The sequence below is a fragment of the Salirhabdus euzebyi genome, from assembly GCF_014207435.1.
GTDB classification, from domain to species: domain Bacteria; phylum Bacillota; class Bacilli; order Bacillales; family Alkalibacillaceae; genus Salirhabdus; species Salirhabdus euzebyi.
This window is the reverse complement of record NZ_JACHGH010000003.1, coordinates 1-12,894: the sequence shown is the minus strand read 5'-3', so window position 1 is coordinate 12,894 and position 12,894 is coordinate 1. Positions and strand designations below refer to the sequence as shown.

Genomic DNA, 12,894 nt, shown 5'->3' with positions numbered 1-12,894 from the left:
CTTTATAATAAGAAGTAACCTACTCCTTTTTAGTTGGCACTTGTCAGCCACCTTCTATGCAGGTTTCGGAAGAACTTCCAACTACTTCATTTAGGTGTTGAAGTAGGGAAGGTAGAAGTTCGTTTTCAACCAGTTCTCTCAATGCTAAATCAATAAGGGGAACCTTATGTTGGTTGAGTATTATTTCTGTTTCTCTCCAAACACCTACAATTGCTTTTGGAGACATATTTGATTGTATGACCATTCATTCACCTCTTTAGGGAAACGCAATTAAACAGTTTTTATCATTTAAACTTCTACATACTTTTACGTATTACCTTTCTTTTTCCGCTTCCCATTTTGCAATTTCTTCACGAACTCTCGGTGCAACTTCTTTCCCCAACAGTTCAATCGATCTCATCACTTCATCATGTGGCATAGATCCTACCGGTGTATGAAGCATGAAACGTGTGATGCCAACGTTTTTCCGAAGATGAATGATTTTTTCTGCTACATATTCAGTATCACCTACATAAAGTGCTCCTTCAAAACTTCTAGCAGCGTCAAAGCTTGTTCTATCATAAGGCCCCCACCCACGTTCACGTCCTAATTTATTCATCACGTGTTGTGTAGAAGGGAAAAATTTATCTGCTGCCTCATCCATGCTATCTGCAACGAATCCATGAGAGTGAGAGGCGACAGGGAATTTAGCTGGGTCATATCCAGCATGTGCAAGTGCCTTTTTATAAAGTTGAACGAGTGGTTCAAACTGAAGCGGTCGTCCACCAATAATTGCTAACACCAATGGAAGTCCAAGTAAACCAGCACGTACGACAGATTCTTGATTACCCCCACTACCAATCCATACTGGCAACGGATCTTGGACTGGTCTTGGATACACCCCTAAATTGTTAATGGCAGGGCGGTGTCCGCCTTTCCAAGTTACTTTTTCAGACTCGCGGATTTTTAACAACAATTCTAACTTTTCTTCAAACAACTCATTGTAGTCCTTTAAATCATAACCAAACAACGGAAACGATTCGATAAAAGAACCTCGTCCAGCCATAATTTCAGCTCTTCCATTTGAAATGGCATCAACTGTTGCAAAGTCTTGAAAAACTCGTACTGGATCATCAGAGGAAAGTACGGTAACTGCACTTGTTAAACGAATCCGTTTCGTACGAGATGCTGCTGCCGCTAAAACAACAGCCGGAGATGATGCTGCGAAATCCTCACGATGATGTTCCCCTACCCCAAAAACATCCAGTCCAACCTCATCTGCTAGAACTATTTCTTCTACTACATTTCGTAATCGTTCCGAATGACTAATAACTTTACCCGTTTTTGTATCTGGTGTCGTTTCGACAAAAGTGCTTATTCCTATCTCCATATATAATCCTCCCACAGTAATTTTATAGGGTTTTTGCTATGTATGTATGAATTCATATTAATATCCTAACTGATTAATACTCATATAACAAAAAAGAACGCTTCCGAATAATAAAAATTCCCACTTTTTTATAAGATATTCAGTTAAGGAAATACTAAAATAGCCGTGAAACATTTTGTGAAACAATATTTATCGGGTAGTGACAGGCACTGTTCTTATATGTTTTAATTACACTGGTGTATTAAATATAGTAATATAATTTTTTTAAGGAGATGATACATTATGAAAAAAGTCAGCATCGTTCTCTTATCTTTTGTTTTTATCCTGTTTATTGGAGGTTGTGGAGAATCTCCTGAACAGACTGAGCAAGATGAAAATAATGAAGAAGGTGTTACGGAAAGCGCACCTGAAAATGAAGTAGAGGAACAAGAGCAAATGGAGAAACCTACCGAAGAGCAACAATCAGAAGTTCCGTTTTACGCTGATGATTTTGTAGTAGAAATTATTCCGAATGGAAATATTGATAGTGCTGGTGGTGTCGAATATTCTTACAACATTCAAAACAATTCTGACATTCCAGTGCAAGAGTTTTCTGCAACAGTTAAATTAGAATTTGAAGATGGACAAACAATGACAGAAGATATCGATATGTATACAACTATTTTAGCTGGGGAATCAATTGGGGATTCTAATAATACAGTGTATCCAGAACCTGCTTCACTCATTAAATCTTATGAAGTCATCGCTTACAACGTTTTAGATGCAGAGGGCACTTATTATGAAGTGGATCTACAATTAGAAACTGCCGATATTTATGAGTACGGTTTTGAAAATGTAATAGACGACGTTGCGTTTAATATTGAAGATTTCACGTTAGAAATTACGCCAAATGGGAACATCGATAGTGCAGGTGGAGTGGAGTATTCATACAACATTGAAAACAATTCTCCAATTCCAGCAAAACAAATTAGCTTTGATGTTAAAATGACATTTGAAAATGGTGTAACCTTAGTGGAGGACATTTCCGTATATGATACACTAATGAATGGGGATTCCGTAGGAGAATCTAATGCTACTGTATACCCAGAACCAGCCTCTCCTTTAGAGTCTTACAAAATCATCGGTTATGAAATTACCGATAAAGACGATTATATTTATGATGTAGATACACAATTAAACATTGTAACTGTTTACTAGGATAAGTATTTTCAAAATAAAAAGGGTAGCAAAAGCTCTTATACAGCTTTTGCTACCCTTTTACATTATCTGTAGTAACTTTTCTCGTTTTGAGGAAATGGTATGGTTTTAACAATTCGTTCTTCATTCATGTCATAAACCTTCATTTGATCAAAGGACAAGGTATAGAGTGTCTCTCCTACTGATACCATTCGTTTCATTTGACTTTCCCATTCGGGGTGTCGCATATCTTCTGTTTGGGTCTGATGAGTAATAGTATCTTTTAATGTTAGGCCTGTTTCTGGAGAAATATTGTATAAAAAGGCACCTTCATAAACAAAAGAATGTTCCTCGTATACCGCATCACCCTTTTGAACGGTTTTCAGTTCAAATAATTGAGCAGGAAAACCAAACAAATTTTTGTCTGGGTGTTTATACAATGCCCGGTGATTATGGTTCACTTCAGAATAGCCTTCTTCTCCAAGAATTTCGGTAAACTTTTCTTTTGGGTTTGCTGGATCAGTGACATCAAATACAGAAATTTTCAAACCTCGTTGCCGAACTTGAGGTTCTTTACTCCATTCTACATCTACTAATTCCGTATGTTGACCAAATCCAATAACATGATCATCATCTAATGGATGTAAATAATTACTGAAACCAGGGATTTTTAATTCCCCTAGCACTTTCGGGTTTGCAGCATCTTGCAGATCAATCACGAACAATGGATCAACTTGTTTGAATGTAACCATGTATGCTACATTCTCCATAAATCGAACACTATAAATACGTTCTCCTTCTGCAAGCCCTTCTACTTTTCCAAGTGGGTTTAAGTGAATATCAAACGTATATAAATTATTCGTAGATGGAGCCTCTTCTCTCCACATATCACCTTTAGTAGTTGCTACTCGGAATGTATCATTGCGCTCATCCATCGCAAATTGGTTGATTAACGTTCCATTCACAACAGTGGAAGCATTGTACTTAATCAAACCATTATCAATCTTAAACTGTACGATTTCAGTATCCGCTGGCTGTGCAATCATTATGTCTTTCTTATCATCTGTGCCTGATGTTACATACTTGTTAACAGCTGTATAGAGGTGATTTTCAGACATATATAATTGATTAGAAGCACCTAAATACGTTTCCACATTTGCTTCTTTTTCCATATTGTTTAGATCAATGGAACTGAGTAACATAAATTGATCTTCTGTACTTTCCGGAAAGAAATACATACTATCGAAATCAACTGGTTGCCCCTGGTTACTAACAGCAGTATCCTTCACGAAAGGTCGGATATCTACATCCTCTAAATCCCCTTCTTCTCGGAAATAATGATAGGGTGGGTGATTATTAACGACGAAATATAAGAAACCATCCATCTTTCTTGATGAAGTCAAGGAACCTTCCATTGTAAATTCTCGAATTCGTTTAGGGTTCGCTTTGTCAGAAACATCATAAATGTAAACCGACGTTTGAGAAGAATATGGCATAAAAGAGTCTGTCATTTTTTCATTCGCACTTGCTGTTTCATGTAACTCCCTTATCGGTTCGTGCGTTCTACCTATACTAATTAATAAGTTTTCATGAAGAAATAATTCTGGCATGTGGTAAGCTTCTTCGTGAATCGTGCTAATCACTTTACTGTCGTTTCCGTTGGTTGAAGCAATCACAATGTCATTGTCTCTAGCAAAATAAAGGTAATTGCCATCTGTTTTAACCGAATCCCCTTCGTCAATTCCAGCAACTTGGACATTGGTTTCGGAGGTGGAGCTATCGTTGCTCGCAGGTTTCTCCTCTCCGCTATCAGCAGCCTCAGCGGTTTCATCCACACTATAAAGCTGCTGTGGACGCAATTCCATTCGTTCCTTTAATAATGCCAGTAATTGCTCTTTATTCTTAATTTTTGGCAATTCTTCTACTGCTTGAAAGGAATGCGTGTAATACGTAGATAAGTTTTTCCCATCCATAGTTTCCACTTTATCCGATAGTGTTATTTGATAGTTACCTCCAAGGATGTATCCATTTTCAGGGGACTTTACTGTAAGGATCGTATTATCCTCGTTCCACTCAAAAGTAACAGCAACAGCATTTTGGTGTTTATCTAACACTGCCACCGTATCATTTGTAAACGTATCAGGATTCATAGATTCTGAAAAATAAATAGACCAGTCTTTAAAGGTTGGTGCGTAGCTAGAAGCAGAAGGTATTTTCGCCTCCACATCGTCAGAAACTAAGTTAGTGCTTATGACTGTAATCCCAATAATGCTCATTATACACAGCAACCATAAGGCTTTTTTCATGTTTCTAACACCCCGTTTCTTTAAGCTCTTTTTAGATTAGACGGTAAGCTCACACTTTTGTTACACAATTGTAACAATTAAGTTAAAGGTAGGTGTTTTCTGGGATGTACAGTCAGCATATTAATGTTTAGTTATCGATTGATGGGTATTCATTCCTTTTCCTTTGGAGAAAAAACCCTCTACTCTATTTTTGCCTTTCTCTTTTGCTTCATAAAGTGCATCATCTGCACATGCAATAATCGTATTGACTTCCACATCACCCGAAGGGTAGATTGTCGCAACCCCAATACTTAACGTGATATAAAGGTAAGGTGACTGATCATGTTCTAATCTTTTGTCAAATACAGATTTTCTTAGTTTTTCTGCGACTACTATTGCATCCTCGTATTCTGTGTCCTGTAAGATTACAGCAAATTCTTCCCCACCGTATCTAGCAACAGTCGCTCTCTCAGTCATTGATTCATCTAGCATTTTTGCAACAAGCTTTAAGCATTCATCCCCTGTCAAATGACCGTAGTTATCGTTGAATAGCTTAAAGAAGTCAATATCGATTAATAATAGTGACAATGCTTGATTACTTTTAATTCCTTTTTCCCACTCTTTGTGTAAAACTTCATCAAAATAACGGCGATTTGGAATGTCTGTTAATCCGTCCTTAAAGGACAGCTGCTCTAATCTTTTATTCGCATTTTTTAGCTCTTCCGTTCGTTCTTCAATCGTTTTTTCTAATTCATTGTTCCATTGCTGCAAAAACGAATGCATCGATTCTATTTTCATATACGAATTTGCAAGTAATTGTGAGTTTACTAACCCAAGACCAATAACAAAAACAAACAACCCAAATGAAACATAGTCACCTGTGTTTAAATCTAAACGATACAAGTATAAATCGTAAAAAGCAGTGCTTGCTAAAAACATTGCGCAAAGGGTAAGCGTAAAGGATCCTGGTTTCTCTTTAAAATAAGCCTTCAAAAAGATAAATAAAACGTAAAAAGCTAGTGCAACTGTATATGGATAAAATAAGGTTATGGTTGATGTAAATATGGTAATTGGTGTGAAGATAACAATTAGACTAAAAACACCCGAAATGACGGTTATAGCATAGGTCATCATTTTTGAGGATTCTTCTCTAAATAGATAAAAAAGGAACCATGCAAAAAATGGAATGCTCATGTAATAAGCTAAGAATGTAAGTTTTGTTTGGATAATTAACGGAATGTTAGGAAAAAGTTCAGCAAAATACACTTCCCCTAGCAGACTAGTTCTCAATCCAATTAATAGACACATTAGGCCGAAGTTTAACGAAATATAATCTTTTTTGCGATAAATGAATAAGGCAATATGATATAACCCTAGCAATAATAAGCCACCGAAAATAAACATTTGAAAAGCAATTTTCTGCTCTCTATCCTGAATAAGCTGACTTACTTCGCCTATCTTAATATCCCCTCGAATCGCACCAGAACGATAATGAAAATTAGACGCATGAATCACCAATTCTATTTGATCTTCTTGCACGGAAAATGTATGTAGTTTCGGAACATAAACAGGTGTTTCCTCATCTTTGGAAAATCCGATTTTACCGTCTTGTCCCACTAATTCACCATTGACATATATGGTATAAGCAGATGGTATTTTAGAAACTTTTATCCCTAAGTTTTGAGTCGAAGGTACATTTTGAAGTATTAGCCTGTATGTAGCAACACCTTTATTTTCAGCTCCCATTTCCTCATAAGATGTCCACTCATTCGGAACAGTAAAATATTGTTTTTCTTCTATCTGCTTAAGTTCGTCTGGTGATAGTATTTTGTCCCAATAAAATTCCCATTCTCCATATAAATTCAAGGAACCTTGTTCTGTAAAGGACCAATCCTCTAAATCTATCACACCATTATCAGCTACCAGTTTCATAGAATCTTCGTATGTTTTATTTTGAATAACAATAAAAAACACGAGAGCTATGGCAACAAAAGCTATAATTAATCCTCTTTTCCGATGCATTGTATCACCCCTGTGTTGACCTGTTACGGTAGCTAGCATTTTCAGTATATTTCCACAATTAGTAAAAATATAATAAATTATACCATGAAACTTCCAGTTACCCTAACACAACATCGACATCTTTCGTCCTTTTTCTCAAAGATATAATCTTGTTAATGAAAAAAAAGCTACTGAATTTTTTCCAGCAGCTTTCCTATATTATTTATTAATTAGTGAGGATTTAGAAGACCATTTGATGTATATAAAATGCTATTGATCTTACAGTTTATTTATATCTTTCTCTACGACCTATTAAGAATCTAACTAAATTTTGAACGTAAATACGTTATTATGATTGCCTTCTTTTGAAAAAACTCGCTCTTCAAAATGAACTTCTTCTTGATTCATCAATAACACTGTAGAGGATCTTGTCCCATAGTCTGGGGTTTGAATAAACATAGGTGAAAGTTTTCTTTCCCATTCTAATCCAATATCTGTCTTCGGTAACACTTCATCTTTAGCTGGCTCTGCGTTTTGTAAACTTGAAAAGACACAGCTCTTAAAACGTTCGATACTATTAATACCGTCATTTAAACAATTTGTTAATCCTTCTTTCCCTTTGTCAACTTTGGGCCAAGGAGTATCTAATAAATGATTACTAAGGCCATAAATACCAGGCTCGAGTAGTCGGATTTTGTTTTCCTTATTGGAGTAATAAAATAAGGAATGTATATCACCGGCGAGAAGGTTAAATCCCGGGTACTGATCATGATGTTCCTGGACTGTTTGTACGTAATGTAAAGGCTCCTCTTCACTCATTAGGAAGTTACTCACCAATTCCCCACGAGAACGCTTGTTTATTGAATTTTCATTTGGGTCTCTATAGTTCGTTAGAGCAGCAAAACGCCCTTGCTTTGAGACCCCCATCCATGTGCCCATTTTTTCTAAGTCTCTTCCTGCCAATATATTATTGTCATCGTCCCAATAATGAGCAGGTGCTGTCGGTCTTGTGAAAAATTCGTCGCGATTTGCTCCAACAATTAATTTATAAGTTGAGTCTATTCCATACGCAAAGCTTATCAGACACATGATTTCACCTCTAATTCTAACTAGAAGAAACTATTCTCTAGCTGTTTGATACCTACTGTTTTTCATTGGATTGCCTTTACTATTCAGATCATTGCTTCTTTGTTTCATTAATTGATCGGTCAATTTAATAAACCAAGCTTCGTCCCTACTAGATAGTGCTAAATCAATTAAAGCTTCTAGCTCCTTCTCTGAATAACTCCATAAAGGCTCGATTTTCTTAATTTCTCTTTGGTCAAGCCGAACTACTTTCCCGATAATTAATTCATTGTCACTCTGAACAACTTTAATGGTCAGCTTAGAAGTGTGTATATCAAATTTCACCACAAATCCATGTATGAGTTCGCCGTGTTTACCTACGCCTTTTACCCAATCGCCTTCTCTTAAAATTTGATTTATGTTTTCCATGAACGTCACCACCTTTTATACCAGATAGGAATTTACATTCGTTAACTCCGTTTAGTTACTACAACACACAGAACCATTTCTCCCTTTTTTCTTTTGACTCTTTAATAAAAACTTAATGGGATACCTCTTTTTCATATGTGAGAAAAGTTCTTTTACTTGTGATAGGACATTTTGTTTATTCGTTAAAAATAAATGATGCTTCGACAGACTGGCTGTAATATCCATTGCAAGGTTTGCATCACTATATAGTAATCGGTTAAAATTCTCCCCATCTATACGAATCAGATGAACAGGTGTTAATGCTTCCGCATAAATAACATCTGATTCAAAAATAGATCGATCGCCAAAAAATTCTCCAGGACCAACAAGTCGTGACACACATGTTTCTCGATTAATGACCTCGATAAAGCCATCTAATAAATAGAAAGCTTCATTCATTTTTTTCTCTGGACTAAAAATAATTTCATTTTGGTCTATTTTTGTTTTATTTCCAAAAGTGTTTAGCTTTTCCTCTTTCTTTTTTTCATTCATCCTTTTATGCTTCAAGGAAATTGCTCCCACGGGAATCTCTCCTTTCAACTGTAATTTTTTTCTTTACATTTATGTGACAAAGTAGCAAACTCATTTCTTTTATATAGTGTCTTGTATAACATCCATCATATATCCCCGTCAATTAAAGGGCTTCATGTCTCATATGGACTAACGATGCAACATCCTCAATCGTGTACTGATGAAGAAATTGACCTAAATGATTTTCAGCGTCTGAAAAAATAGAAAATAAGACATTTTTCATATTAGAACCGACAACACATTGATCATTTTGATTTGGACACTTTGGTTGAATCGCACCTTCAGAAGTAATTTTAAATATAGCCCTCAAGGTAACTTCTTTAGGATCTGCTGTAAAGATAAATCCACCACCAGTTCCTTCTTTTGTCTGTATCAAACCGTTGTTTCTTAACAAACTTAGCACCCTTCTAATCCGAACTGGATGAACACAAGCACTTTCGGCTATCGCATCACTAGTTGACATTCGATCAGGTAGTAGTGAAAGTAGAGTTAAGCTGTGTACAGCAAGTGTAAAGTCACTAGTCATTTTTTTCCTCCTAATATTACGCGTCCGTTAATATTAAATGTAATAGTAATGGTTACAGTACATAGTGTCAAGAGTTAAGTTTTTTGACTTACTGGGTCAAAGAATAAGCTTTTTCCTATCGTTTTAGAATAAAAATATAGGGAATGAATAGTAAGGAAGATAAATGCTAGGAGGCAAAATAATGATTAAAATAGGAATTATTCTAGGTAGTACACGCCCTGGTCGCAATGGGGAGGCTGTTGCAAAATGGATTTACGAGGCGGCACAAAATAGAACTGATTCTGACTTTGAACTAGTCGATATTGCAGATTATAATTTACCACTATTAGATGAACCGGTCCCTCCATCCATGGGTCAATATCAACATGAGCACACGAAAAAATGGTCTGAAAAAATTGCAAGTTTTGATGGATATATATTTGTAACTCCAGAATACAATCATGCGACAAGCGGAGCGCTAAAAAACGCTATTGATTACTTATATAATGAGTGGAATAACAAAGCGTGTGGTTTTGTCGGCTATGGTAGCTTGGGAGGAGCACGTGCTGTTGAAAATTTAAGAATGATTGCAGCTGAACTTCAGCTTGCGGATGTTCGTTCACAAGTCGGTTTTTCTCTATTTACTGATTTTGAAAACTTTAGTGAGTTTAAACCAGGAGACCACCACAAAGATGCTGTTGACTCCTTATTTAACCAAGTGATATCTTGGAGCAATGCGCTGAAGGCAATTAGATAGTAAATGATAAATAGGTGTCTGGTACACAATCTCCAAAGCACCAGGCACCTATTCCTTATTTCAATAAAAGGCTTTTCACTTTTTCCAAGACTACGTTGTCTGCTTTTCGTTTCGGTACATACGTATTCAAATAATGACTCAGTTGTTCAGGCGAGTGAAATACGGGAGTCTTTTCTGTCCGAACATGGACTTTGGTTTTCGGGTTGGAGAAAAACACCACACCCTCAATCCATACATTTACCCCATTTTCTTTCAAGTGATTTGACAAAATATATACCTGCCTCCTCACTTGCTTAACAGGGTTTCTCATTTGTTTTGAATACTGTCCACCCTTTTGTCCTACTTTATGTTGGGTCCACGAATGTTCTTCCTCTGAACCTTTAATCGTACCGTTATGGTTTTTTACTTCTACAACGAAAAGACCGTTTTCTCCTGCAATAATATGGTCATACTCAGCTGTGCCTTCCTTTGTCGAGAGGCTGACAGAACTAAACACTTCATATCCATCTGGTAACCCTCTTAACACATTAGCTGTTCGAGATTCTCCTTTAATACCAGATCTTAACGCTTGAAATCTATGTAAAAAATGAACGCCAATTCCTCCAAGTAATATCGGTACCAAATGAAAGAATCCGTCAAAATGAAAACCTTGTGAAAAAACTAAGAAATAAATAGCTGGAAATGCTAAAAAGAAAATTGCTAGAGTTAAAGATTTGTTTGCTTGTGCTTTTAATTGATTTTCTCCTTCATGAATGTTAGCCATATGTGTTACTCCCCCTAGTCGATAAACTTTTCTACTTTCGATCGTTCTTGCATTGTATTTAAAAAAACAAAAAACCTCATAGCCAATATGAGGTTAGCTCTTACTCCATTGGCAACCTGGCAATCTTAGTCAGCATGACTTTAGACCCATGGCTTTGCGTCCTTACTTTTCAGCAAGTTTGCCTTTATCTAGTACGAAAGTATGAATATGGTTAAGTATACAATAATCGACAGGTAACTGTATAGATAGAAAACGCAAAATTTGTCGAGTTTATATGACCTCTTTCTTTTATTATCTAACTTTTTATGTATTTTTTCCTTAAATTTGGAAAAAACAACTGTTAAATAGTGTTTGGAGGATTGATTATGACAAATATATTCGAATCGATGAAGGATTACTTACAAATGAATTTAGATACGGAACCTAAAAACCCACTTCATGTAGGAGAAGTGATGAGTTGTTGGATGTTTTTGACTTTAATGGATGAGGCAACAATCTTTATTCAAATTGGTTTGAACACAACAAGTGATGATGAAGTAAAAGAATTTTTAAATGAAAGTTTGAAGCAGTGCGATACACAGGTCAAACGCTTCAAAAAGCTTATGGTGTCTGAGGGAATCCCTTTAGCGAATACAAGCGAAGATCGTCCCGAATCTGAACCAAATCAAGTACCATTAGGAGCAAAACTTACAGACGAAGAGATTATGAATGGTTTAAGTATGAAGACAGTTACAGCTGTCATACATTGTGCAACAGGTGCTAGTCAATCAATAAGAACAGATCTGGGAGCATTGTTTACCCATTGTATGATGGAAAAAATAAAGTTTGGAAATTCTTTAAGACAGAAAATGAGGGAAAGAGGATGGGCTAAAGTACCACCTTATTACTATCCTCCCGGTATGCCTAAGCAACAATAATGATGTATCTATACAATTGTTAACTAGTGTTATTTTCAATTCCCTTCTGTTTAGACTCATTAACAAGGATAAACATTCTATAAAGCTAACAGGTTGCGCAATCATCACATATACACGTATATAATACTCTCTCTAATTGCACCGCATTATGCGGTGCTTTTTACAAATGTTTATCATATATGTACTAAGGCCCATGTTAGTTGTCAAACTTGTTGATAAAAGCTTTTAATTCTTTTAGAAAAAGAATAATGGAACCAACTATAATAAGAATAATACTTAAAAAGTATGGCACGTTTAACATGGTGTCATCACGAGCAATAGCAAATTTACCTGGTGGGGTGCTCCATCCCCCCATATTAGGAACATAATTAGCTATGGCAAGATGTACAATCCCATATAATAGTATGCCTGATATAAAAAAAAGAGCCCCTAAAAAATCTAACCTTTTCAATTTCATCCCTCCAATTAACGACAGTTTTATTAAAATAAAGAATATTCACACAATAAAAACCTTAACATATTTCTTGGAAAAAATAGTTACTCAGATTTAACTTTTTTAAAAAATCCCAAAATAGTTATTAAACACACCTATAACCATAATGAAAAATTCACCATCGCCAGGTACAATATATGAGTTTTCTTCCAAATATAGCCTCAAAATCATGACAGAATTCCTAATAACATTATTTTAAAAGACTGCATAATATATGAACTAGCCTGCCTGCTTCTACCTGCTTCGTTAATTTTCAATTACTCAACTCCTATTCTCCACTCTTATTGTACATTCGCTTCATTGCCATTTAAATCAAATACTTTTATCTTACCAGGACCTTTACTAAATCCTTTTTCGTGTTAAGGTATATACCATCAATAGCGGTTTGCCCAAATTTAATATTCCAACACCCAAAAAATAAAAGACCATCATCTGATGATTGAACTGTAACCCCGTTTACGGACAGTTTAAAAAAAGCGCCTATACGGCTATTAAATGGCCCCGGAATTCTTCCGGGGTCATTTTATTTAAGCCCCATTGATATCGATTATGGTTATATTCGTA

At 35.8% G+C, this 12,894-nt stretch carries 13 protein-coding genes and 1 riboswitch; of the genes, 3 read left to right on the top strand and 10 right to left on the bottom strand.

Annotation, left to right across the window (positions count from 1 at the left end; genetic code table 11):
* Window positions 1–43 precede the first annotated feature (43 nt).
* On the bottom strand, window positions 44–244 hold the full coding sequence (locus HNQ94_RS05175) for a hypothetical protein (RefSeq protein WP_174495186.1): 201 nt from the start codon (window positions 242–244) through the stop codon (window positions 44–46).
* Between the two features lie 69 nt (window positions 245–313).
* The gene (locus HNQ94_RS05170; RefSeq protein ID WP_174495185.1) at window positions 314–1,369 is read right to left on the bottom strand and encodes an LLM class flavin-dependent oxidoreductase; all 1,056 of its coding nucleotides are present in this window, start codon (window positions 1,367–1,369) and stop codon (window positions 314–316) included.
* A gap of 282 nt (window positions 1,370–1,651) precedes the next feature.
* On the opposite strand from HNQ94_RS05170, the gene HNQ94_RS05165 reads away from it, so the two are divergent.
* Entirely contained in the window at window positions 1,652–2,566 is a 915-nt protein-coding gene (locus HNQ94_RS05165) for a hypothetical protein (RefSeq protein ID WP_174495184.1), read from the top strand.
* A gap of 65 nt (window positions 2,567–2,631) precedes the next feature.
* Here HNQ94_RS05165 and HNQ94_RS05160 read toward each other — a convergent pair whose 3' ends face one another.
* The 6 genes from HNQ94_RS05160 to HNQ94_RS05135 all read right to left on the bottom strand — a co-directional run bounded on the left by HNQ94_RS05160 (window position 2,632) and on the right by HNQ94_RS05135 (window position 9,421).
* Window positions 2,632–4,851, bottom strand: a complete 2,220-nt coding sequence (locus HNQ94_RS05160) for a beta-propeller domain-containing protein (RefSeq protein ID WP_174495183.1) — start codon at window positions 4,849–4,851, stop codon at window positions 2,632–2,634.
* Between the two features lie 120 nt (window positions 4,852–4,971).
* Entirely contained in the window at window positions 4,972–6,852 is a 1,881-nt protein-coding gene (locus HNQ94_RS05155; RefSeq protein ID WP_174495182.1) for a sensor domain-containing diguanylate cyclase, read from the bottom strand.
* A gap of 303 nt (window positions 6,853–7,155) precedes the next feature.
* Window positions 7,156–7,920, bottom strand: coding sequence for an NRDE family protein (locus HNQ94_RS05150; protein ID WP_174495181.1), 765 nt, complete (start codon window positions 7,918–7,920; stop codon window positions 7,156–7,158).
* Window positions 7,921–7,950: 30 nt separating this feature from the next.
* Window positions 7,951–8,325 (bottom strand): IDEAL domain-containing protein, encoded by a 375-nt coding sequence (locus HNQ94_RS05145; RefSeq protein WP_174495180.1) that lies wholly within the window; start codon window positions 8,323–8,325, stop codon window positions 7,951–7,953.
* A gap of 51 nt (window positions 8,326–8,376) precedes the next feature.
* Window positions 8,377–8,871 (bottom strand): Crp/Fnr family transcriptional regulator, encoded by a 495-nt coding sequence (locus HNQ94_RS05140; protein ID WP_174495179.1) that lies wholly within the window; start codon window positions 8,869–8,871, stop codon window positions 8,377–8,379.
* A 127-nt stretch (window positions 8,872–8,998) separates the two neighbouring features.
* Window positions 8,999–9,421 carry an RrF2 family transcriptional regulator gene (locus HNQ94_RS05135; RefSeq protein ID WP_174495178.1) on the bottom strand — a complete coding sequence of 141 codons (423 nt, stop codon included), beginning with the start codon at window positions 9,419–9,421 and terminating at the stop codon, window positions 8,999–9,001.
* 181 nt (window positions 9,422–9,602) lie between these two features.
* On the opposite strand from HNQ94_RS05135, the gene HNQ94_RS05130 reads away from it, so the two are divergent.
* Window positions 9,603–10,157 carry an NADPH-dependent FMN reductase gene (locus HNQ94_RS05130; protein WP_174495177.1) on the top strand — a complete coding sequence of 185 codons (555 nt, stop codon included), beginning with the start codon at window positions 9,603–9,605 and terminating at the stop codon, window positions 10,155–10,157.
* 55 nt (window positions 10,158–10,212) lie between these two features.
* Here the strand turns inward: HNQ94_RS05130 and HNQ94_RS05125 are convergent, their stop codons facing one another.
* Window positions 10,213–10,920, bottom strand: a complete 708-nt coding sequence (locus HNQ94_RS05125) for a nuclease-related domain-containing protein (protein ID WP_174495176.1) — start codon at window positions 10,918–10,920, stop codon at window positions 10,213–10,215.
* 107 nt (window positions 10,921–11,027) lie between these two features.
* A riboswitch (cyclic di-GMP riboswitch) is annotated at window positions 11,028–11,113 on the bottom strand.
* Window positions 11,114–11,285: 172 nt separating this feature from the next.
* Between HNQ94_RS05125 and HNQ94_RS05120 the strand changes: the two genes are divergently transcribed.
* Window positions 11,286–11,837: a DUF3231 family protein gene (locus HNQ94_RS05120; protein WP_174495175.1), complete on the top strand. Its 552-nt coding sequence runs from the start codon at window positions 11,286–11,288 to the stop codon at window positions 11,835–11,837.
* Between the two features lie 196 nt (window positions 11,838–12,033).
* Here the strand turns inward: HNQ94_RS05120 and HNQ94_RS05115 are convergent, their stop codons facing one another.
* Window positions 12,034–12,288 carry a hypothetical protein gene (locus HNQ94_RS05115; protein ID WP_174495174.1) on the bottom strand — a complete coding sequence of 85 codons (255 nt, stop codon included), beginning with the start codon at window positions 12,286–12,288 and terminating at the stop codon, window positions 12,034–12,036.
* Window positions 12,289–12,894: the final 606 nt, after the last annotated feature.